Raw genomic sequence first — 22,177 nt, forward strand, 5'->3', positions numbered from 1 at the left:
GACAGGAGGGAATCGTCGAAATGAGCAACATATTTGAAGATGAGTTACAAAAAATGAAGGATACTTTACACACGATGGATGAGCAATTGGATAAGCTTGAAAAAATCCCAGTTTATTATGGAGAAGATTTTAAAGAGCAAATTCTTGAAAGTATGAGAGAGTCTAATAGACAAAATTTACGTATTGGTGTGCAAGAGCCGTACTTTGGAAGGTTAGATTTTCAGGAAGATGGTAAAGAAGCAGTTATGCCGATTTATATTGGAAAAGTAGGGGTTTCGGATATGGACACGATGAAACCAATTATTATTGATTGGAGAGCACCTGTCGCAAGTATGTTTTATTCATTTACCGGTGGAGAAGAGTTAGCATTTTATCAATCACCAGATGGGTTAGTAGAAGGTGATGTGTATTTAAAACGAAACATTTCCATTCGAAAAAGAGAACTTGAACGTGTTGTTGATACATATGTAAAAGGAAATGAAGATGTATCGCATGCCGATGATTTTCTTCTATATCGATTAGGTGAGAATAAAGATAATAAGCTAAAGGATATTGTTTCAACGATTCAATCGGAACAAAATGATATTATTCGTGCGGAAAGAAACTTGCCATTATTAATTCAAGGGGTTGCAGGGAGCGGAAAGACAACAATCGCTTTACATCGCCTTGCTTTTTTAATTTATGAATATCGTGAACAACTAGAAGCAGAAAGAATGATCGTATTTGCGCCGAATAGTCTGTTTTTAGACTATATTTCGAGTGTACTTCCTGAATTAGGTGTAGGGAATATTAGTCAAACAACGTTTTCGGATTGGGCATTACGTACGTTAGAGGGTTCAGTGAAACTAAAGCAGACAGAAGAAAAATTGAAAGAAGCCTTTTCAATTAATCGCGATGAAAGAAAGATTATGATCGGTAAATTAAAAGGTACGCTAGAATTTAAGGCGTTTATAGAAGAAAGAATGACTCAATTTGAAAATGATTTAGTGCCAACAAAAGATTTTGAGGCATGGGATAAAGCTGTTATTCCAGTGGAAGACGTTAAAAAATGGATGCAAGTGGAATATAAACATTATCCATTAAAGAAGAGAAGAGAACGTTTAGTCGGCCGTATGAAACGTTGGATTGAAATTGAACTTAAAAAGTATGGAGAAACAAACGAGAAAAAGTTACTAAAAAAAGAAGCAACAAAGAGATTGAACACCTATATGAATTTTTGGCCAAAAATGAGCCCACTTTCACTATACAGTTCAATGTTGAAAAGCAAAGAAATACTCGAAGTATTACCTGAAGAACTTGTTCAAGAAACAGAAAAGAGTTGTCGTAAAAAAGAAGTGTATGTAGAAGATTTACCAGCTTTAATATACATACATCATCGTATAACAGGGATTGAAATCGGGCAGAAGTTTCATCACGTTGTTATTGATGAAGCGCAAGATTTTTCGCCTTTCCAAGTTTATGTATTAAAAGAAATTACATTAGGTAATTCTTTCACTATATTAGGTGATTTATCGCAAGCGATTTATGATTACCAAGGAATTGAAGATTGGAATGCTTTTAAGGAAGTATTCCAAGAAACCGGTTATTATGAATTGACAAGAAGTTATCGTTCTACAAAAGAAATTATTGAATTTGCAAATGAAATAATTAAAAATGCAGAAATCCCAGTAGGACTCGCAACACCAGTCTTCCGCAGTGGAGAAGATGTAAAAGTAATTCATGCAGAAAATCAATTTACTGAAATTGTGAAGACGGTAAAACATTTGCAAAATGCAGATGTGAAAACAATTGCGGTAATCGGAAGAACAGAAGATGAATGCCGTGATATATATGTGAAATTAACAAATGCAGGATTAACGGTCAACGTAATTGAAGCAAACCAAAGTAAATATGAAGGTGGTATATCAGTAGTACCTGTCTATTTAGCGAAAGGTTTAGAATTTGATGCGGTGCTTTTAATTGATGTGGATGAAGAACATTACAAAAACACAAAACATGATGCAAAATTACTATATGTCGGATGTACGAGATCACTTCATGACTTATGGATTTTCCATAGTGGAGAAGTGTCACCTTTAATTAAAGGATTAAAATAAAGTAAAACTATAATCAGTGGGGAGTTTTACTGCAAGCTAATGTGGGATAAATATAAAAAGAGGATTTCTATTACTGTCTACTTAACAGGGAGATGACTATGAAGATCCTCTTTTTATATTGAAATTAATGTTCAATTTTAAACGAATAAAGCCATTAATATTAAATTTTGATAGCTATCATCCAATTTTACACCCTTTGCTTTTCTACCCTCTTCAAAGAAGCCTAGATTCTTATATAACTGGATTGCACCTAGATTATCTTCCATTACCTCAAGACAAACTTTTTCAATCTTACTGTTATTTTTAGCCCAATTGATTAACGTTTCTAGAAGAGCTCTTCCAATACCATAATTTCGATATTCAGGTAGTATGGTCATCGCAAAAGCCCCTTGATGACTAATTTTTTCTTTGTTTCCGTTCTTAAAATCTATTGCACCTACTAACTTACCATCAACTTCAGCAATAAACTGTACATAATTTGGATTTTCATGATAAGCTTTTAACGTTTTTTGAATAGCATCGATACGCACCTTTTTTAAATCCTCAACCGTACTTAGCATGTATGGAGCGTTTATTAAAGCTTTTGAAGCAGAATCTAGTATTCTTTCTGCATCCTGTTCTTTAGCTTCTCTAATTATTACTGTTTTTCCATCCTTAGATTTATAAGTAAAAACATTAGTTGATAAGATACTACACACACCCTTTCGGAATATAATTAATTAAAATTTTCAACTGTTTCGCGATTCTTAAGTAAGAAAAAGTTGTATCACCTTTTTCTGCAATCGTTCTGCTTCAACTTAATAACGATTATTTCAAATATTTCTAATTTTTACAAGGATTCATTCCATTATATAGTCCGATTGTTGAATAACATGACTGGCGTTTTTTAAACAATTTTATTATGTTTTAAACAACTTTATTATCTCTGTACAAGATGAATTAACGACTTGAGCTGTTGTGTAAATAATATACAATGACCATTTCTAATTCCTTAGTTTGTTCTTTTTCCCATGTACGAACAGCATCTACTGGAATTTGTGTATGTTTTAACCAATCTAGAATTAAGTGTAGTTGTTCTTGTATTTGACCAATGTTTTGCTCCTTTATGTTCTTATTCTGAATTCTATTAATTAATTGAAGCATATAGGGAAGTTTTTCTATACATTCGCTTAAATCTCCGCAATAACCTGAAGGGAATTCATGTGTACCAAATTCTAAAGTATGGATGTAATTAGAAACTAGGTATATCATAGCTTCTTGTTCGGTATCACCACCTAATTCAATCGCTTTTCGAAGGAATTTTTCTAAATCGTCATCTTTATTGCTAGAGTCCATATAAATTCCTATCCATCTAAAAGGTCTTGAATCAATCGGGTTGTTTTCTGTCCATCTATATAGAATGTCAATTAGAAAACTATTTAGTGAGAAAGTTAAGACCTCATCTTTTTCGTTTAATGCATCTAAAATAGTAAACAACGAAATGGCAAACTCTTCTTGATCTTTTGATTCCCATTTCTTTGCATTTGAAATAAATGTCTCTAAATGTTTATAAGCTAATTTTCGAAGTCCCGCTTCGCGATGCTGACAGTAACAAATAAAATCATGCCAATGTTCATTTGTATTCATATGTATAATAATAGTTTGTAATGCAGTGAGAGGTTTATCCATTATAAGTCCCCAATCTATTAAGCACGTGTTGAAAATTTAGTGTTATTATATCATTACATAAATTAAAGTGGGAAGAATTTAAGATGGATTTTATTGGTCGCGGGATCCAATTGATTGGTAATGTAGCAGTTCTAACAGGACTCATTATAGACTTTGAAGATGAAACGTAAAAAAAGTTATTATGTTTATCTGGATATTAAGGTAATGCAACATTAGTATTTATTTAATTTTTAGAAAACATAGACTACAACATTAATAAATGGTATAATTTCCTTGTTATTGGAATTAAAATGAAAATATTAGAAGAAAAAGGATAGGATTGGTTTTAATGGGGGATTCTGATCACAAAGAAACAAAGGCAATATTAAAGTTATGGTTTATTTATATACCACTTGCATTTGGAGAGTTTGTCTTTTCGAATATCATAGATTATTTAAAAAAATAAAGATTTTGCATTTGAAAAACAATTAACCTAATTTAATTGTTTTTTTATTTTTCTCTAATAAACCAAACAAAAATAAAGATTTTGAACAAGATGAAGTTTATGAAGGAAATAACGTTGATTAGGTGCTGAAAACGGGAATCATTCAAGCATGGTAATTCGCCATTTTTATAGCTTCCTATAGTGAAATGTTATGTTCACATCATATGTATACGATATTTGTAACTTAATATAGCATTACTGGAACTTCAAAATTAGTAGTTAAGGTTGCTACCTTTTAGAGTGCTATAGATATATAACTTAGCTAAAAAAGCAAAAATCATATAATTTGCGCTTTTTATTATCCGTTTTTTGGTAAATGATTATAGTTTTTGTCACATTAATACTGTACGATACATAGTATAAAACACATACTGTATGACATATAGTAATGGAAATGAGGTGAGTGAATGGATACTTTATTAAACTCGTTAATTACTGAGTTAAGAAGAGGGACATTAACGTTAGCTGTTTTAAGTCAATTAAGAACGCCGCAGTACGGATATTCACTTGTCCAGTTATTGGAGCAATCAGGGATTACAATTGATCAAAGTACTTTATATCCACTACTTCGCCGATTAGAAAAGCAGGAGTTAGTGACGAGTAGTTGGGATAAAACAGAGAGTAGACCTCGTAAGTATTATGTTTTAAGTGAATATGGATTAGAGATATTTTTACAATTGAAAAAGCAGTGGGTAAAGGATTCGAAAGAACTTTATAACTTATTAAAGGAGGAGGACGAAAATGAGTTTGATTGATATGTATGTCCATGAAGTTGCGAAGAGATTGCCTGAACAAAATCGTGAAGATATTACACTTGAACTACGGTCAACAATAGAGGATATGTTACCAGACGATTATAATGAGAAAGATGTGAAGAGTATACTCGAAAAATTGGGAAGTCCAGTTTCATTGGCTAATGGGTACTTGGATAGACCAATGCATTTAATTGGACCACGTTATTTTGATGTATATACGACGCTATTAAAAATGATTATACCAATTGCAGCTGTTATTGCGCTCATTTCAATGGTTGCAGAAAATTTTATAGGCTATAATGGTGATCAAGCGGTATTAAATGTTATTTTACAATTGATAGGTAAAGGTATAGGGGAAATTTTTGAAGTGGGTCTCCATGTATTTTTCTGGTTAACACTTGTATTTGCTATTTTAGAAAGAACTGATAAAGAAAAGGATCCACACCCATTAACAACAAGCTTAAAAAAATGGACACCAGATGACTTGAAAAATGTTTCGTATATCCCGAAGAAAAAGGCGATTTCAAAGTTTGAAGTTTTTGGAGGTTTAATGTGGACAGCAATATGGGCTACACTTTACTTTTATGCGAATCATCTTGTAGGCGTATATCATGGTACAGAAAACGGATTGAAGTTTGTCGCGCCAACGTTTAATCAAGATGTTTTGCTTCAATACTGGCCCCTAATTTTGGTTATGATCGTTTTCGAAGTAGCTATATCACTTTATAAGTTAGTACAGGGACAATGGACGAAAAGGTTGGCAATTGGAAATGCTATTCTTCAAGTAGTCGGAACAATCATATTCATTGTAATTGTAGTAAATCCACATTTATTAAACGCAGGATTTATTACGTATTTGGCAAATGCATTTACTATTTCCCCAGAGGAGTTTAAAACGTGGCTCATTGGGGGAGGAATTTTCTTCTACATGTTATCTGCTGCAATAAATATACTTGATGGTTTCCGAAAAGCTAGTATTCGTATGTAGATAAAAATCGGAAATTTCGATAAAATAAAACTATTGAAAAGATAGTGAAATAAGATGAACATGATGAAAGGAAGAAAACAATGATAAGGGAAGCAACGAAAAGAGATTTAGCATACATTTTAGATATTTATAACGATGCGATACTTTATACAACAGCTGTATATGCGTATAAACCTGTAACCCTTGAAAATAGAATAGATTGGTATGAACAAAAAAAGGCTGAAGGGTATCCAATTTTCGTATATGAATTAGATAATAAAGTAGTAGGATTTGCGACATTCGGCCCATTTAGAGCGTGGCCTGCTTATAAATATTCAGTTGAACATTCTGTGTATGTAGATAAGGCATATAGAAAAAATGGCATTGGGTCTTCATTAATGAAAGAATTAATCAAAATTGCAAAGGAAAGAGAGTATATGACCTTAATTGCTGGAATTGATGCAGAGAATGAGAAAAGTATTGCCTTGCATCAAAACTATGGATTTATTCATGCAGGAACAATAAAAAAAGCTGGTTATAAGTTTAATAAATGGCTAGATTTAGCTTTTTATCAGCTGGAACTTAACGGTCCTGAAAATCCTATAGAAGAATAAATATTTTTCGGTAGCAAGAAAAAATTCATGCTACCTTTTTCTTATTTTAATAGCTAATGAAAAGTTTTTTTACATTCAATGTTGAAATATTAGAAGTTAATATAACGATATAAAAAGAGGGATGGAAATGGAAACTGTTATAAATAAAATAAAAGAGGTACAATCTAATTATGTGGGAATGGCAATTTATTCTACAAAAGATAATCGGATAGTTGCTTCATATAATAATGAATTAAATATTCCGTTAGCATCAGCAGCAAAATTAGTCATTGGATTTGTAGTAACGCAAATGGTGAAGGAAAATAAACATAATTGGAATTATACTTCATCACATTAAATTTAATCCGCATGAAGATAGTGCGCAGTTATATCCGCATTTACAAGGAAGAACTTCTTTAACACTTAGTCAAGCGGTAGAGGTAATGATTGCTTGTCATGATAGTTGCGTTGCACAGTCAGTTGTAATGCACTGTGGTGGATGGGATGCTGTGAAAATGTACGCACAAACGTACTTTTCAAAAATTTATATACAAGAGAATGCTAGAGATGAGAAAAATGTTGGAGAATTAAGTGAAGTTCTTGCCCTTTTCATACAAACCTTTCAAGGTTATAAATCAGAACCAGAATTATGGGAACCAATTATTAGCGGCATGGTAAGACAGCAAGGAGAGTATGAAGAAATCCCATATTATCATTTAGCTCATATGACAGGTGGATTACTCACAGCTACAATAAATATTGGTATTATAGGAATGTTTAACGAATTTCCGCTTCTTTATGTGATGGGGGGAAAAGATTTACCGAATCGACGTGAAAATACAGAGGTAGATGAAGCTTTTGCAGCAGTTTTAAAGTACATATACAAAGAATATAGTGAAAGCATGCTAGGAGTGAGCGATTGAAAAGAAACTTAAAGACTTCAACAATCATTATTTTAATTTTAACGATTATTGCTCTTGAAGTTGGAATCGCACTATATGATCACAATTTGTCATTAGATACAATTTACTTTGCAGCGATCCTTATTTGTATTGTATTGCTTTTTGGCACACGTGTTTCTGGAGAGAAAGAAAGTACATCGCAACGAGGAAGAAGAAAAACAGCTCTTATATTTTGGCCATCTATTTTATTGTCTATCGTTTGTTTTGCGGTTATAAGTTACATAAGGGTAGGATATGTCTCTGTACCAGGTATAATTGGCTTTTCATGTTTTGTTACATATGGTGGATTCGTATGTATTAGTATTTTAAAGAGAAAAAATAAAATGTAGATTACTAAGCTGAAAGGAAGCAATATAAATGAAACATATAAAGAACGGTACACGTACTGAAGGAGAATATATTAAAAATAAAGTTATTCAATATAATATGTCCATCTTAACAGATGAGGCAAGACAGACGATGGAAGAAGTACGCCTCGTAGTAAAAAATGAAGAAGGAAAAATTTTTGGTGGCGTAACAGGTACGATGTATTTTTATCACCTTCATATCGACTTTTTATGGGTTGATGAATCAGTTCGTCATGACGGTTATGGCAGCCAACTTTTACATGAAATTGAAGGGATTGCGAAGGAGAAAGGGTGTAGATTAATATTGCTAGATTCATTTAGTTTTCAAGCACCAGAATTTTATAAAAAGCACGGTTACAGGGAGTATGGTGTCGTTGAAGATCATCCGAAAGGTTATAGTCAGCACTTTTTTGAAAAGAGATTATAATAATATTATGTATACTGTTTGATAGGAGAAAGAATATGTACACGTATAAATTGCAACAAGAACAACCAATCTGTGCAGAAAAAATAAAAAAACTTTATGATTCTGTCGGTTGGTGGCCAGAAAGAAAAGAAGTCGATATTGAAAAAATGTTAAAGAATAGCATAGCCATTGGAGTATGGGAAGAAAATGAATTAGTTGGATTTGCTAGAGTCGTTTCTGATGGTATTTTTCGAGCATACATTGAAGATGTTGTCGTACATGAGAGTGTAAGAAATAAAGGTATTGGAGAGAAGATGCTTACAATGTTACTCGAGGAAATATCTCATATTCATATTGTTAGTCTATTTTGCGGAGAGAAGCTAATAAAGTTTTACGGTGAGCAGCAATTTCAAGCAACGAAGCAAATTGTGATGCATCGTAATCAAACAGGGAAGAATAAGAGGTGCCAATTAAAATGAATGCAACAAGAGCGTACTGTTTATCGAAAAGAAAAGCGACAGAAGATTCTCCAGATGGTTGGAGTGCAACATGTATGAGGCTTAATAATAAAATATTTGCGATAGTAAATCATGAAGAAGGCGAAAAAGCTGCGATTACATTGAAGTGTGATCCAGAAGTCGCATTAAGAATAAGAGAAGATTATCCAGAAACCATTATTCCAGGGTATCATATGAATAAAAAACATTGGAATACTGTTTATATTCATAAGGATATAGAGCAGGAGCAAATTAATAAAATGATTGATTGGTCGTATGATTTAGTACTACAATCATTTTCAAAGAAAAAGCAGCAGGAGTTAATAGATTAATATGTATTAGGAGTGTGTGTAATGAAAGATTCTATTAAAGATACGTATGATAAATTAGCGAGTACATATAAAGAAAATCTAGATTTCGCAAATCCATATAACAGTTATTATGAAAGACCGGCGATGATGGAGCTTATTCCAAAGGAACTAGAAGGAAAAAAGATACTAGATGCTGGATGTGCAGCTGGATGGTATACTTCTCAATTCATAAAAAGAGGAGCAAATGTTACAGCAATTGATGTAAGTCCTGAAATGGTAAAAGCAGCAAAAGAAAATATAGGAGAAGAAGCAACGTTCCTTTGTCATGATCTGCAAGAAACATTGCCATTTAAAGATAATACATATGATGTGATTGTAAGTTCATTAACTCTTCATTATATAGAAAATTGGAATCAAGTATTTCAAGAATTTCGTCGTGTATTGAAGCCAGGTGGAGAACTTATATATTCTATTCATCATCCTTTTATGGATTTCACAAAGTTTCCATGTGAAAATTATTTTGAAAAACAGTTATTAATAGATACTTGGGTTAAACCGAATATTACTATTGAAGTCAAGTTTTTTAGAAGATCATTACAAGACATACTAAATGAAACTACAAATTATTTTGTATTAGAAGAGATAGTAGAACCGAAGGCAATTGAAAAAATGAAAGAAGTAGACGAAAAATCATATTATTATCTAAATACGAATCCACATTTTCTTATCATTAAAGCAACTAATAAATAGCTAGTAAAATAACTTTGTTTTACTAGCTATTTACAGTTTTACATTACATATTAGGGGACTTTAAAATGAATACGAAACGAAATAGAGTAGTATATGCACTATTTACTATAGTTATTATTATTTTAGGTCTTAGCTCAAGAAAGTTTTCTTTTGCACTACCACATCTATTAAATGATTACTTAGGCGATGCTTTATGGGCATTAATGATTTTCACTGGCTTTGGATTTTTGTTTCCTAAAACAGAGACGAAGAAGTTGGCTTTTATTAGTTTAATGTTTTGCTACGGGATTGAAGCGAGCCAATTGTATCATGCGGAATGGATAGATAGCATGCGTGCAACGACTTTGGGCGGACTCGTGTTGGGATACGGTTTTTTGTGGAGTGATTTAGTGGCCTATACAATTGGTGTTGGAGTGGGAGTACTGTGTGAGGTTATTTTTCGGAAGACATAAGAATTGTAAAAGGGGTATTTGTAAATGGAACAAGCACTGGAAATTGCAAAGTTTTGGTTTCAAAATGAACATGTCACAGCTACTGTAATTCAACAAAAAGTAGCGAAGGTTATATGCAAGAATAAAGAGTATATTTTAAAGAAAACAGGATCAATAAAGCAACTTCTAGTTGAATTCGATGTTTTGAAGCAACTGTATGAAAAGGGAATTAAAGTACAGAGAGTAGTAAAGACAGAAAATGATGAACAATATGTATTATATAAAGAAAAATATTATTGCTTATATGAGTATGTTGCCGGAAGTGTTTTAGAAATAAAAGATACGAATAAGCTGGAAAGGCTAGCAAGTACAATTGGAGAAGAAATAGCTAATCTGCACAAAGCATTACATTCGGTGAATAGTGACCATGAGTTAATAAAAAGAGATTTATATAGGATGGCATTTGAATGGGCTATACCGATTTTAGAAAAGAATGAGTATGTTCATCGAGAGGTAATTCAAAAGATGGAGCGAATGCACGCAGCTTTCAAGGAAACGGTCCATCCATTACCGAGACAAATTATTCATCGTGATATGCATCTATCAAATGTAATCTTTAAAGATGATAAACTGGAAGGGTTTATAGATTTTGAGATTTTAGAAAATAATGTAAAAATATTTGATTTATGTTATTGCTGTACAAGTATATTAAGCGAGCTATTTAGTGATGAAAGATTAAGAGGGAAATGGTTACATATCGTTAGCAAAGTCTTTGAAGGTTATTATAAACAAAATGATTTAACGAAAGAAGAACTAAAAGCTATTTGGTATGTTATGCTTTCAATTCAAATTATCTTTATTGCTTATTTTGTCCAGTTACCAGATTTATTAAAGTTAAATGAAGAAATGTTCTTCTGGATTTTCGCTAATAAGGAAACTATTGAAGAAGTTATAGAAGGTATCGTAAAGGTATGAAAAAAATAATATTAATTGGTTCTGGTGGTTCAGGAAAATCTACATTAGCAAGGCAGTTAGGAAATAAATTAAATATTAAGGTGCATCATCTTGATGCATTATTTTGGAAACCGAATTGGGAAGGTGTTCCGAGAGAAGAACAAATAACAGTTCAAAATAACTTAATTAAAGATGAGAAATGGATTATTGATGGGAATTACGGCGGGACGATGGGTATAAGACTGAATGCAGCTGATACAATTATCTTCCTTGATATTCATAGAACAATTTGTGTTTATAGGGCTTTTAAAAGAATTGTAAAATACCGAAATAAAACAAGACCAGATATGGGCGCAGGATGTGAAGAAAGATTTGATTTGCAATTTTTTAAATGGATATGGGAATATCCTAATGCTAAACGACCTACAATTTTAAAAGAGTTAGAGCAATTGCCGGAAGAGAAAAAGGTTATTGTTTTAAAATCTCCAAATGAGGTTCGGAAATTTTTAGAGCACATATAATTATAGAATGTAACACAGAAATTCTTTGTGAATCTTACCGATTAGTTTAATAAAACTAATCGTTTTTTATTATGAAAAATTTAACGCTTTTTGAAAATTGTATTTTGTAATGAGTATATGACTTTAATTTCATATAAAATGAACGTTTGGAGGAATAGAAAATGACTAACGATTTAATTCAACTAATCGATTCATTAATGGTCAATATTCCAGCTGGAGAGGTAGTATTAAGAGATGATCGAATAAAAAAAGAATGGCTAGTACAAATTCAACCATTTCTTCTTGCAAAGTATGCTGTAACAATGGAACTATATGATGCTATTACAAATAGTACATTAAATAATTTTGATAAAAATCATAAACCAGTTGTCAATATTTCATGGAACGATGCCATTGCGTTTTGTAATGTACTTTCAAAAAAAGCGGGATTAAAAGAATATTATTCTATTAGTGATGGTGGTCAAATTGTGAAATGTAATTTAGATTCAAATGGCTACCGATTACCATCTGAGGCGGAGTGGCAATATGCATGTAAAGCAAGTACAACCGGATATACATACGGGAAACTTCATGATATAGCGTGGTATAATGAAAATTCAAATGGAGAGATTCATGACGTTGGCCAAAAAGAACCGAATGCATGGGGACTTTATGATATGCTAGGGAACGTTTGGGAATGGTGTTATGATTTGTATGATGAAACAGTGTACGGATCATACCGCATTTTTCGTGGTGGTAGTTGGGCTGAAACAGCGAGAGGGTGCGGCGCTACTTGTCGTCGTCGAAGCCATCCTACATTTCATATAGATGATCTCGGTTTTAGACTTGCTAGGTCAATTTAGTAGGAACATGATACGAACAGCTAGGAAAAGAGTATGGAGAGAATCCGTACTCTTGCCAACATAGAAATGATTTAACGTAAGGAGTGTTTATTATGGCGCGTGTTTTATTTATTAATGCTGGATCAGAAGGACATATAAATCCAACTTTACAAGTTGTAGATGAATTGATTTCTCGTGGTGAAGAGGTCGTTTATTTTTCAATAGAAGCTTTCAGGGAGCGGATTGAGAAGACAGGTGCTACTGTACGAACAATTGATGATCAAAAATTTATAAAAGCGTTTCTATCTGGAGGCAGAAATTATTTACAGGAAAGAATAAATGGCCTTCTACATACAGCGGATATTGTCATACCTAGCGTTCTAGAACAAATTGAAGGTGAACATTTTGATTACATAATTCATGATTCTATGTTTGGCTGTGGCCATTTAATTGCTCAAATCCTTAAACTTCCAGCCATAAATTCATGCACATCTTTTGCGCAGGATGAAAAATCCTTTGAGCAAATGTTAGGTCATCTATCAAAAAATATCCCAGTAGAAATTTATGATAAAATACAGAATGATTTTCAAAACTTAACGAAGGGAATTGCTGAAAAATATGGTGTTGAAATAAAATCATCGTATGAAGTTTTCTGTAATCCTGCACCCCTTACTATTGTATATACAATTAAGGAGTTCCAGCCTTTTGGTGATACGTTTGATGAAACATATAAATTTGTAGGACCATCTATCTCTGCACAAATGAAAAACAGAGACGTTGATTTTACTTCAATTGAAGAAAAAAGTCCGATTTATATTTCATTAGGTACTGTTTTTAATGAAGCGATTGACTTTTATAAACTGTGTATGAAGGCCTTTGAGAATAGTGAGCATACAATTGTTATGTCTATTGGTAATAAAACAAAAATAAGTGATCTAGGCGAAATTCCTAAAAACTTCATTGTGAAAAACTATGTACCCCAAACTGAGCTGCTTACATATACGAAACTATTTATTACACATGGCGGGATGAACAGTGCGCATGAAGGACTGTATAACGGGGTTCCGCTCGTTGTAATACCGCAAAGTGCAGATCAGCCAGTAGTCGCAAAGCAAGTGGAGAGTCTTGAGGCGGGAGTTCAGTTACATATGAAGGAATTAACTGAAGAGCAACTACGTGAAAATGTGGAACTAATTTTAAATAATCCTTCATATAAAGAAGTTGCTTTGAATTTGAAGGAATCTTTCCAAAAATCAGGTGGATATAAGGAAGCTGTTGATGAAATTTTTATATTTGTAGGTCAGTGAAAAAAATGAAATTCTACATTAGAAAAGCATCTAAATAGGATGCTTTTTATTTAACTTTATAATTCTTATTTTTAATATCTAGTATGGTTAAAACTAAGGCACTGAGAGATATAAGTATAAGAATAAAAGTTAACCAGTTAAATGTATTTTCAATTATGAAGTAAAGATGATAGATAAATATATTCAAATTGTATTTTAAAATGTTAGGACTTAGTTTTACATGTTAGTAATAATTTCACTGTTTCTGCACAACTTCTGCACATACTCAGGTAATTTCTATGTCATGATATATTCATAAAGTGAAATATTTCACAAGAAAAATATAATTTCACTGCGGTGTATGCATAATTAACACATACATCGGTACAAGTTTGTCTCTTGTTATTCTTTTACATCAAAGCCCACATTCCACTACAAAGTATAACAAGAAGGAGACATGAACATGAATAATCGATTTTTAAAACAACTACAAAATATGAAAATGAACAAAAAAAGTTTAGGAGCTGTAGCATTAACAGCTGGAATTATTAGTACGACACTTATTCCTCAAAATGCTTATGCGCACGGTTTTGTTGAAAAGCCTAGTAGCCGATCCGCTTTATGTAGTCCAACTTATGGTGCGCTAAATGTAAACTGTGGAAGTGTTATGTATGAACCACAAAGTTTAGAAGCTCCAAAAGGGTTCCCACAAGGTGGTCCAGTAGATGGACAAATTGCTTCAGCAGGCGGAAAATTTGGCGGTATTTTAGATCAACAAACAGCAAATCGTTGGTTTAAAAATACAATTACTGGTGGGGAAAATACATTTACTTGGAAGTATACTGCGCCTCACTTAACGAGTAAGTGGCATTACTATATTACTAAAAAAGGATGGAATCCAAATAAAGCGCTAACAAGAGCAGATTTCGAACCAATTGGAACTGTACAACATGATGGTTCTGCAGCTTCAAATAATTTAACTCATAAAATCAATATACCTACTGATCGTAGTGGATATCATGTGATTTTAGCAGTATGGGATGTAGCTGATACAGCAAATGCATTCTATAATGTAATTGATGTTAATCTTATTAATGATGTGAAACCAGACATAGAAGCGCCAAGTATTCCAAATGGACTTCAGACGCAAAAAGTAACAGCGAATAGTGTAGAACTAACATGGAACGCTTCTACGGATAATGTAGGGGTAAAAGGATATCAAATCTTCCGAAACGGAGAGATGATCGATACAGTACTAGGCACTCATTTTATTGATAAGAAATTACAACCAAGCACAGAATACTCTTATACTGTAAAAGCAATTGACTCAGCTGGAAATGTATCGAAAGAAAGTACAGCGCTTACAGTAAAAACAACAGATGAGATTCCTGATACAGAAGCACCAACACAACCAAAAGGATTACATAGTATGGGAACGACAGCGTCAAGTGTGGATTTAATGTGGAGTCCATCTGACGATAATATTGGTGTAGACCATTACGATATTTATAGAGAAACAGAAGGATCAATGAAAAAGATTGCAACATCCAATACAACTTCTTATATGGATAAAAATCTGCTCGCTAATACTACTTATAAATATGTAGTATTAGCTGTTGATGTAGCTGGAAATGAATCCGTACAGAGTGATATATTCACAATTACTACAAAAACCGAAAGCGCTTCATATGAAGCGTGGGATGCAAAAAAAGCATATAAAAAGGGAGATAGAGTTCTACACGAAGGAAAAGTATATGAAGCAGTCCAGAGTTATCAAGGAAATGGTGATCCGAACTGGATTTATGCATTATCATTATGGAAAACAGTGTAAGCTTTACCTAGATATGAACTAAGAGATGATGGGCTTTGATGAAAAAGGGAATCTTGAGAATTCACTTTTCTATTAATAAAAAAGGGTAGTGTATGAATACATAAGATTCATACACTACCCTTTTTATTATGATAACATTTTCGTCATAAGTATATGTGGAATGCCATCTTCCATAAATATATCAGAAGAAGTTTCATAACCTAATTTTTTATAAAATCCTTCAGCTTGTGTTTGCCCGTGTAGTTTCACTTTTGTAGCTTGTTCGTTACGAGCAATTTCTTCTAACGTTTGAATGATAACTTTACCTAATCCGTATGTACGATAATCTTTTAAAATGCAAATACGTTCTAATTTTCCGACGCCATCAACAAATCGTATACGCCCTGTACCTACAGGAAGCTCATTATAATAAACTAAAATATGTTTACATTGCTCTCCGATTTCATCGAATGTATCGAATTCATCTGCAAGAGGGACACCTTGTTCTTTTACAAATACTTCTTTTCGAATATGAAAGGCAGTTTCTAAATCAGCAAGTTCTGTTATAAGTTTGGATTGCAAAATGTTCAGTCCTTTCTAGTGTAATCAGCTTGTGTTTTCATAGTATATCATAATAAAGCGCTATTAAGAGAAGAACATACTAAAAAGCCAACTTTAAAAAGTTAGCTTTTATTACAATTCCTTTATCCCATTTTTAGCGCCGATAATTACTTTACTCGTCATACTTATAAACAACCCTGTTTCAACTACACCAGTAATCATTTTTAATTGAGTGTGTAAATGGGCAGGATTAGAAATAGGATTAGGGAATATACAATCGATAATCATGTTATTGTTATCGGTTATATAGGTTTCATTATTTTTCAAACGTAATGTTGTTTGACATCCTAAAGACTGAATTTTATTTTCGGTTTGTTTCCATGAAAAAGGGATGATTTCAATAGGTAATGGAAAAGTACCTAAATGTGTTACAAGTTTCGATTCATCAGCAATGATAATTAGTTCTTTAGAGGAAGAGGCAACGATTTTTTCACGAAGTAATGCACCGCCACCGCCTTTTATAAGTTGTAAATTTGAATCAATTTCATCCGCTCCATCAATTGTAAGATCAAGACTTTGTACGTCGTTTAACGAAATTAGGGGGATATTTAGTTGATGCGCTAATGCTTCAGTTTCCTTTGATGTCGGTACAGCTTGAAATGATAATCCTTCTTTTACACGCTCACCTAATTTTTGTATTGTCCAATATACAGTAGAACCTGTACCAAGCCCAATCTTCATGCCATCATTTACAAAGTTAGCGGCATATTCGCCAGCGAGCTGTTTTAAATTCATCGCTTTACTCCGCCGGACGCGGTCCAGCATCAAGACCTGAATTTTCAACTGTAAGTACCGGACGAACGACTATATCTTTATGTACACGCATTTGACAAGATAATCGTAAATGATCTTCAATCCCTTTTTCCGTCATTGCATGTTTCTCATTCGCACTCGCTTCACAGAAATCACCTGCTAGTATTTCTACTCTACAAGTTGTGCAACGTGCATTCCCACCGCAACGATGAAGAATGTTGACACCGCTATCTCCAATTGCTAATACTAACTTCGTTCCTTCTTTTACATCAAATGTTCCCGCACCTTCAATTGTTAATTTTGGCAAATTTGTTCCTCCTCACGTAAAATTGTACATAACATATTTATGACCGCGAATTATTGAACATAAACATTATTTTTTTATATCCCCGTAACTTTTTTTAATGTTGAATCGTTTATTAAGTAAGCGCTGAAAAGGAGTGGTTATTTTGTGCACAAAAGTAACTCATGTTTTAAAGAACCGTATCGATATGAATCATTCAAATATAAACTTTTTAATTGAACAATATGGAGAGTTAAAAAGATACTGTACTTTTTTAACGAAAAACAAATGGGATGGGGAAGATCTCGCCCAAGAAACAGTGTGTAAAGTGCTTCAAAAATATAGAAATAAAGATATTTGTATGACACTCGTCTATAAAATAGCAAGAAATCGTTGGTTAGATCAGATGAAGTCTAAGTCTGTTCAGGAAAAAATAAGAGAACAAATCACTTTTGAAGAACCACATGAGAACATTGCAGATTTGCATGAAATGGTAGGGAAAGTATTGTCTTCATTAAATGTACAGCAATCCGCAATTTTATTATTAAAAGATGTTTTTCAATATAGTATCGCTGATATTGCTAAAGTGTGTTCTGTATCAGAAGGTGCAGTGAAAGCTTCTTTATTTCGGAGTAGAAATAGGCTGAAAACTGTAAGTGAAGAAGGGGTCGAGATAGTCGAATTCACAGATGATATGGAAGTTGTAGTAACGTCTATTCGAGAAGAGAGACCGGAATTATTAACGAAACTGCTTCCGTCAATAGATTTTACTAAGTTACCATCTAAACAGCCAGTCTTATTATTTAATGTGAAACAACCTTCTTCCTACAGTTGTATGCTTTGCGCAGCATAACAAGTATTGGAGGGATTTAAAATGAATGCAATTCCATATGTAGTAGAACAAACAAAATTAGGAGAACGTTCCTATGATATATATTCAAGGTTATTAAAAGACCGCATTATTATTATCGGTTCAGAAATTAATGATCAAGTAGCGAGTAGTGTCGTAGCTCAATTATTATTTTTAGAAGCAGAAGATGCAGAGAAAGATATATTCTTATACATCAATAGCCCCGGCGGTTCAACGACAGCAGGTTTTGCAATATTAGATACGATGAATTTAATTAAACCAGATGTGCAAACGCTGTGCATGGGCTTTGCGGCATCATTTGGTGCATTGCTATTATTATCTGGAGCAAAAGGAAAACGGTTTGCGCTCCCTAACAGTGAAATTATGATTCATCAGCCGCTTGGTGGTGCACAAGGGCAAGCAACAGAAATTGAAATAACTGCGAAAAGAATATTAAAGTTAAAGCATGATATTAATAAAATGATTGCAGAAAAAACAGGCCAACCGATTGAAAGAGTAGCACATGATACAGAAAGAGATTATTTTATGACTGCAGAAGAAGCGAAGGAATATGGGATTGTAGATGATGTTGTTACGAAAAAATAAGATGAAAAAGGCTAGAGGATATATTAATTCTCTAGCCTTTTTATTAATCCTTTACCCATTCATCAACTAATGCTTGATTTTTTTTAATCCATTTTCGCGCAGCTTCTTCAGGATCTTTTGTTTTATTTAACATGACCATTAACGTACCGAGCTGTTCATCGTTCATTTTCCATTTATCAAAGTATTTTATAACATCTGGGTGATCTTTTTCGAAACCTTTACGAACGGAGTAATAAATGTCATCTTTTTCACCATATACTTTCTTAGGGTCTTTTAAATATTTCAAGTCAAATTCTGAAAAACCCCAATGCGGATTCCAAAGCGTAACAGCGATTGGTTTCTTTTTTGTATATGCTTTCTTTAGTTCACTCATCATCGCAGCTTCAGAGGATTGGACAAGTTTTAGTTTTATATCATATTCTTTCATTGCTTTATTCGTTAAATTCATAAGACTACTACCGGGTTCGATACCGACAATTTTATTATCTAGTTCATCTTTATGAGCATTTAAATCTTCGATACTGTTTATGTTTTTCATATAAGAAGGGACGACTAAACCTAGTCCAGTACCTTCGTACCATTTTGATTTTAAGACAATATCATCTTTATAACGATCGTTTAGCGGTTTATCTGTAACTGGTAGCCATACTTCTAAATTCGCATCAACATCGCCACGAGCAACACCAGTCCAAATTGCGGCTTTTTCTAAATACATAAGCTCAACTTTGTAGCCTTTTTCTTCTAATAAAACTTTCCACATGTTTGCAGTTGCAATATTTTCTTTCCAACTTGTTACACCAAGTTTAATTTTTCCTTTCGAATTTGCATTTGTTGCATTACATGAAGTGAAAATCATAGTAATAAATAATGCAAGGCATATAAACCAAATTTTCTTTCGCATCGAAAACCTCCTAAGTAACGTTTGCCTTATAAAATAAATGTATAAGTAAGCATTCTTATTATGAACGGAAACGAGAATTTTAAAGAAATCTTATGAATGTCATTTTTATGTAATATTTCTTTGTAAAATCGCAACACTATGTGAATAGATGGGTAGAAAAGGAGTAGTGACATGGATAATACAAAGGTGCGTGTTGAAAACGTAACAAAAGTATTCGGGAAACATCCGCAAAAAGCCCTTTCCTTATTGAAAGAAGGAAAAAGTAAATCGGAAATTTTAAAGGAGACAGGAATGAACGTTGGTGTGAAAAAAGCAACGTTTGAAGTATACTCTGGAGAAATTTTCGTTATTATGGGTTTGTCTGGTAGCGGGAAATCTACGCTAGTTCGTATGTTAAATCAATTGATTAAACCAACCGCAGGTCATATATACATAGATGGTGAAGACATCGCAACGATGGGAAAAGAAGAGTTACGGAGAGTAAGAAGAACGAAAATGAGTATGGTATTTCAGAAGTTCGCTCTATTTCCGCATCGTACGGTTATACAAAATGTTGCATATGGGTTAGAAATACAAGGAGTTCCGGTTGAAGAGCGAGAGAAAAAAGCGTTAGAATCGCTACAGTTAGTAGGACTCGATCATCATAAAGATAATTATCCAAGTCAACTTAGTGGTGGTATGCAGCAGCGCGTTGGAATCGCAAGGGCGCTAACGAATAATCCAGATGTATTACTAATGGACGAGTCATTCAGTGCATTAGATCCACTTATTCGAAAAGAAATGCAAGATGAATTGTTAGAGTTGCAAGATAAAATGGAAAAAACGATTATATTTATTACGCATGATTTAGATGAAGCGCTTCGAATTGGAGATCGTATCGCATTAATGAAAGATGGAGAAATCGTTCAAATTGGAACGCCAGAAGAAATTATGATGAGCCCCGCTAATGAATTTGTAGAAAAGTTTGTTGCGGACGTGAATTTAGGAAAAGTAATTACGGCGGAGTCTATTTTAAAACGACCAGAAACTTTATTAATTGATCGTGGACCTCGTGTAGCCCTTCAAATTATGAGGAATGCTGGTGTTTCAACTGTATATGTTGTAAACAAAAAGTATGAGTTTTTAGGTATATTAACTGCGGATGATGCGAGTAAGGCAGTACAAAAACAGTGGCCGATTGCTGATTTATTACTTAATGATATTCCGCATGTGTATTTAGATACTTTACTGGAAGAGACGTATGCAAAAATGGCGGAGATGAAATATCCGTTACCAGTAATCGATGAGAAGAAAAGGCTAAGAGGAATTATTAAACGTGAAAGTGTCATTCAAGCTCTTGCAGGAAACATTGAGGAAGAGGTGAAAGACGATGAATAGTATACCGCGTATTCCATTAGGGGAATGGGTAGACTCATTTGTTGCAAGTTTATATGAGCACTTTGAAGGCTTATTCCGAGGATTCTCTTATATTATTGGTGGATTCGTTGATTTACTCACTAATTTTTTAATAATAATTCCTGCCATATTGATGATTATTATCTTATGTTTCCTCATTTGGTACACAACGAGAAAACTATCTTTAGTCATTTTTACGCTTATTGGATTATTATTTATTTTGAATATTAACTACTGGGCACAAACGATGCAAACATTGGCACTCGTACTTACGTCAGTTATTATTTCAATTATTGTCGGAATTCCAATTGGTATATTAGCATCTCAAAATGAACGTTTCTCAAAATTTTTAAAACCAACATTAGATTTTATGCAAACAATGCCTGCATTTGTATACCTTATTCCAGCGATCACATTTTTCGGAGTAGGTGTAGTACCTGGAATTATTGCATCAGTAATCTTTGCAATGCCACCCACAATTCGTTTTACTGACTTAGGAATTAGACAAGTTCCAGAAGATTTAATTGAAGCAGCGAATGCATTTGGATCCACTGCATCACAAAAACTATTTAAAGTACAATTACCACTTGCTACCGGAACGATTATGGCTGGTGTGAACCAAAGTATTATGCTTTCGTTATCGATGGTTGTAACAGCGTCACTTGTAGGAGCTCCTGGACTTGGAGTTGATGTATATCGCTCGGTAACACAAGTTAATATCGGAATGGGATTTGAAGCTGGATTAGCTATCGTAGTAATCGCAATTATATTAGACCGAATTACACAAGGGTTCCATACGAAAAGAAAATAATGACCAAAAAACACACTTTTATACTACAAAGTGTGTTTTTTATTGCATCCAGTTTACATACGAACGATAACAGAACCTCCAGCTGGTGCACAAACTTGGTTTTGCTGTTGTTCCATGGATTTAATTAATTGATTATTTTCTTCAATTAATGAGATTAATTTAGCTAACTGACTTTCAAGACTTGCGATGCGCTGCATCATATATTGTGAATCATGATGCAATGTATTCCTTAAAGGATGGGGGAATAAACATACTGTTGATTTATATTTGGATTCCAATGAGGATGCATTTGAATCGT

25 protein-coding genes and 2 pseudogenes are annotated in these 22,177 nt (G+C 33.3%); 20 read left to right on the top strand and 7 right to left on the bottom strand.

Translation table 11 applies throughout. The annotated features are described in order from the left end of the window. Nucleotides 1–20: 20 nt before the first annotated feature. On the top strand, nucleotides 21–2,096 hold the full coding sequence (locus MRP26_RS15390; RefSeq protein ID WP_242806272.1) for a HelD family protein: 2,076 nt from the start codon (nucleotides 21–23) through the stop codon (nucleotides 2,094–2,096). Between the two features lie 137 nt (nucleotides 2,097–2,233). Here the strand turns inward: MRP26_RS15390 and MRP26_RS15395 are convergent, their stop codons facing one another. Both MRP26_RS15395 and MRP26_RS15400 read right to left on the bottom strand, forming a co-directional pair. Beyond that, nucleotides 2,234–2,794: a GNAT family N-acetyltransferase gene (locus MRP26_RS15395; protein WP_000337117.1), complete on the bottom strand. Its 561-nt coding sequence runs from the start codon at nucleotides 2,792–2,794 to the stop codon at nucleotides 2,234–2,236. Nucleotides 2,795–3,035: 241 nt separating this feature from the next. After that, nucleotides 3,036–3,764: a hypothetical protein gene (locus MRP26_RS15400; RefSeq protein WP_242806274.1), complete on the bottom strand. Its 729-nt coding sequence runs from the start codon at nucleotides 3,762–3,764 to the stop codon at nucleotides 3,036–3,038. Nucleotides 3,765–4,655: 891 nt separating this feature from the next. Between MRP26_RS15400 and MRP26_RS15405 the strand changes: the two genes are divergently transcribed. The 15 genes and pseudogenes from MRP26_RS15405 (at nucleotide 4,656) to MRP26_RS15475 (ending at nucleotide 15,680) form a co-directional block, all read left to right on the top strand. Then, the gene (locus tag MRP26_RS15405; protein ID WP_000380296.1) at nucleotides 4,656–5,003 is read left to right on the top strand and encodes a PadR family transcriptional regulator; all 348 of its coding nucleotides are present in this window, start codon (nucleotides 4,656–4,658) and stop codon (nucleotides 5,001–5,003) included. After that, complete coding sequence (locus MRP26_RS15410) at nucleotides 4,990–5,991, top strand: HAAS signaling domain-containing protein (RefSeq protein ID WP_242806276.1); 1,002 nt, start codon at nucleotides 4,990–4,992, stop codon at nucleotides 5,989–5,991. Before MRP26_RS15405 ends, MRP26_RS15410 begins: the two co-directional genes overlap by 14 nt. Before the next feature lie 80 nt (nucleotides 5,992–6,071). Beyond that, nucleotides 6,072–6,584, top strand: a complete 513-nt coding sequence (locus MRP26_RS15415) for a GNAT family N-acetyltransferase (RefSeq protein ID WP_000617522.1) — start codon at nucleotides 6,072–6,074, stop codon at nucleotides 6,582–6,584. Nucleotides 6,585–6,711: 127 nt separating this feature from the next. Next, nucleotides 6,712–7,486 (top strand): annotated as a pseudogene (locus MRP26_RS15420) (serine hydrolase). Next, nucleotides 7,483–7,854 (top strand): hypothetical protein, encoded by a 372-nt coding sequence (locus MRP26_RS15425; protein ID WP_000827997.1) that lies wholly within the window; start codon nucleotides 7,483–7,485, stop codon nucleotides 7,852–7,854. The pseudogene MRP26_RS15420 and the gene MRP26_RS15425 overlap by 4 nt, the downstream one beginning before the upstream one ends. A 28-nt stretch (nucleotides 7,855–7,882) precedes the next feature. Continuing rightward, nucleotides 7,883–8,299 carry a GNAT family N-acetyltransferase gene (locus MRP26_RS15430; protein WP_061457337.1) on the top strand — a complete coding sequence of 139 codons (417 nt, stop codon included), beginning with the start codon at nucleotides 7,883–7,885 and terminating at the stop codon, nucleotides 8,297–8,299. A 35-nt stretch (nucleotides 8,300–8,334) separates the two neighbouring features. Beyond that, nucleotides 8,335–8,757 carry a GNAT family N-acetyltransferase gene (locus MRP26_RS15435; protein WP_242806277.1) on the top strand — a complete coding sequence of 141 codons (423 nt, stop codon included), beginning with the start codon at nucleotides 8,335–8,337 and terminating at the stop codon, nucleotides 8,755–8,757. Further along, a complete protein-coding gene (locus MRP26_RS15440; RefSeq protein WP_197242566.1) occupies nucleotides 8,754–9,107 on the top strand; it encodes an MmcQ/YjbR family DNA-binding protein in 354 nt (117 codons plus the stop codon). Before MRP26_RS15435 ends, MRP26_RS15440 begins: the two co-directional genes overlap by 4 nt. Nucleotides 9,108–9,128: 21 nt before the next feature. Then, nucleotides 9,129–9,836, top strand: coding sequence for a class I SAM-dependent methyltransferase (locus MRP26_RS15445; RefSeq protein ID WP_000655262.1), 708 nt, complete (start codon nucleotides 9,129–9,131; stop codon nucleotides 9,834–9,836). A 65-nt stretch (nucleotides 9,837–9,901) separates the two neighbouring features. Further along, entirely contained in the window at nucleotides 9,902–10,288 is a 387-nt protein-coding gene (locus tag MRP26_RS15450; RefSeq protein WP_001093456.1) for a ribosomal maturation YjgA family protein, read from the top strand. Nucleotides 10,289–10,312: 24 nt separating this feature from the next. Then, nucleotides 10,313–11,242 carry a phosphotransferase enzyme family protein gene (locus MRP26_RS15455; RefSeq protein ID WP_069358081.1) on the top strand — a complete coding sequence of 310 codons (930 nt, stop codon included), beginning with the start codon at nucleotides 10,313–10,315 and terminating at the stop codon, nucleotides 11,240–11,242. Then, nucleotides 11,239–11,742 carry a DNA topology modulation protein gene (locus tag MRP26_RS15460; RefSeq protein WP_000720561.1) on the top strand — a complete coding sequence of 168 codons (504 nt, stop codon included), beginning with the start codon at nucleotides 11,239–11,241 and terminating at the stop codon, nucleotides 11,740–11,742. The genes MRP26_RS15455 and MRP26_RS15460 overlap by 4 nt, the downstream gene beginning before the upstream one ends. A 161-nt stretch (nucleotides 11,743–11,903) precedes the next feature. Then, complete coding sequence (locus tag MRP26_RS15465) at nucleotides 11,904–12,584, top strand: formylglycine-generating enzyme family protein (RefSeq protein ID WP_000180345.1); 681 nt, start codon at nucleotides 11,904–11,906, stop codon at nucleotides 12,582–12,584. A gap of 92 nt (nucleotides 12,585–12,676) precedes the next feature. After that, the gene (locus MRP26_RS15470) at nucleotides 12,677–13,870 is read left to right on the top strand and encodes a macrolide family glycosyltransferase (RefSeq protein ID WP_088023625.1); all 1,194 of its coding nucleotides are present in this window, start codon (nucleotides 12,677–12,679) and stop codon (nucleotides 13,868–13,870) included. A 442-nt stretch (nucleotides 13,871–14,312) separates the two neighbouring features. Beyond that, complete coding sequence (locus MRP26_RS15475) at nucleotides 14,313–15,680, top strand: lytic polysaccharide monooxygenase (protein ID WP_242806278.1); 1,368 nt, start codon at nucleotides 14,313–14,315, stop codon at nucleotides 15,678–15,680. 126 nt (nucleotides 15,681–15,806) lie between these two features. Here the strand turns inward: MRP26_RS15475 and MRP26_RS15480 are convergent, their stop codons facing one another. The 3 genes from MRP26_RS15480 to MRP26_RS15490 all read right to left on the bottom strand — a co-directional run bounded on the left by MRP26_RS15480 (nucleotide 15,807) and on the right by MRP26_RS15490 (nucleotide 17,340). After that, a complete protein-coding gene (locus MRP26_RS15480; RefSeq protein WP_001190868.1) occupies nucleotides 15,807–16,241 on the bottom strand; it encodes a GNAT family N-acetyltransferase in 435 nt (144 codons plus the stop codon). A gap of 111 nt (nucleotides 16,242–16,352) precedes the next feature. Further along, on the bottom strand, nucleotides 16,353–17,015 hold the full coding sequence (gene rpiA, locus MRP26_RS15485; RefSeq protein ID WP_242806279.1) for a ribose 5-phosphate isomerase A: 663 nt from the start codon (nucleotides 17,013–17,015) through the stop codon (nucleotides 16,353–16,355). A 4-nt stretch (nucleotides 17,016–17,019) separates the two neighbouring features. Further along, entirely contained in the window at nucleotides 17,020–17,340 is a 321-nt protein-coding gene (locus MRP26_RS15490; protein ID WP_242806280.1) for a 2Fe-2S iron-sulfur cluster-binding protein, read from the bottom strand. 142 nt (nucleotides 17,341–17,482) lie between these two features. On the opposite strand from MRP26_RS15490, the gene MRP26_RS15495 reads away from it, so the two are divergent. Further along, a complete protein-coding gene (locus tag MRP26_RS15495; RefSeq protein WP_097997457.1) occupies nucleotides 17,483–18,169 on the top strand; it encodes an RNA polymerase subunit sigma-70 in 687 nt (228 codons plus the stop codon). A gap of 21 nt (nucleotides 18,170–18,190) precedes the next feature. Beyond that, nucleotides 18,191–18,772, top strand: a complete 582-nt coding sequence (clpP, locus tag MRP26_RS15500) for an ATP-dependent Clp endopeptidase proteolytic subunit ClpP (protein WP_000991612.1) — start codon at nucleotides 18,191–18,193, stop codon at nucleotides 18,770–18,772. 43 nt (nucleotides 18,773–18,815) lie between these two features. Here clpP and MRP26_RS15505 read toward each other — a convergent pair whose 3' ends face one another. Then, nucleotides 18,816–19,673 (bottom strand): glycine betaine ABC transporter substrate-binding protein, encoded by an 858-nt coding sequence (locus tag MRP26_RS15505; protein WP_001227615.1) that lies wholly within the window; start codon nucleotides 19,671–19,673, stop codon nucleotides 18,816–18,818. Between the two features lie 171 nt (nucleotides 19,674–19,844). Here MRP26_RS15505 and MRP26_RS15510 point away from each other — a divergent pair, with 171 nt between their 5' ends. Further along, nucleotides 19,845–21,050, top strand: a complete 1,206-nt coding sequence (locus MRP26_RS15510; RefSeq protein ID WP_000370603.1) for a quaternary amine ABC transporter ATP-binding protein — start codon at nucleotides 19,845–19,847, stop codon at nucleotides 21,048–21,050. Continuing rightward, entirely contained in the window at nucleotides 21,043–21,879 is an 837-nt protein-coding gene (locus MRP26_RS15515; RefSeq protein WP_001084752.1) for an ABC transporter permease, read from the top strand. Before MRP26_RS15510 ends, MRP26_RS15515 begins: the two co-directional genes overlap by 8 nt. A gap of 53 nt (nucleotides 21,880–21,932) precedes the next feature. On the opposite strand, the pseudogene MRP26_RS15520 reads toward MRP26_RS15515, so the two are convergent. Further along, nucleotides 21,933–22,168, bottom strand: a pseudogene (locus MRP26_RS15520) (hypothetical protein). Nucleotides 22,169–22,177: the final 9 nt, after the last annotated feature.

The organism is Bacillus sp. CCB-MMP212 (assembly GCF_022748145.1).
Taxonomy (GTDB): Bacteria; Bacillota; Bacilli; order Bacillales; family Bacillaceae_G; genus Bacillus_A; species Bacillus_A cereus.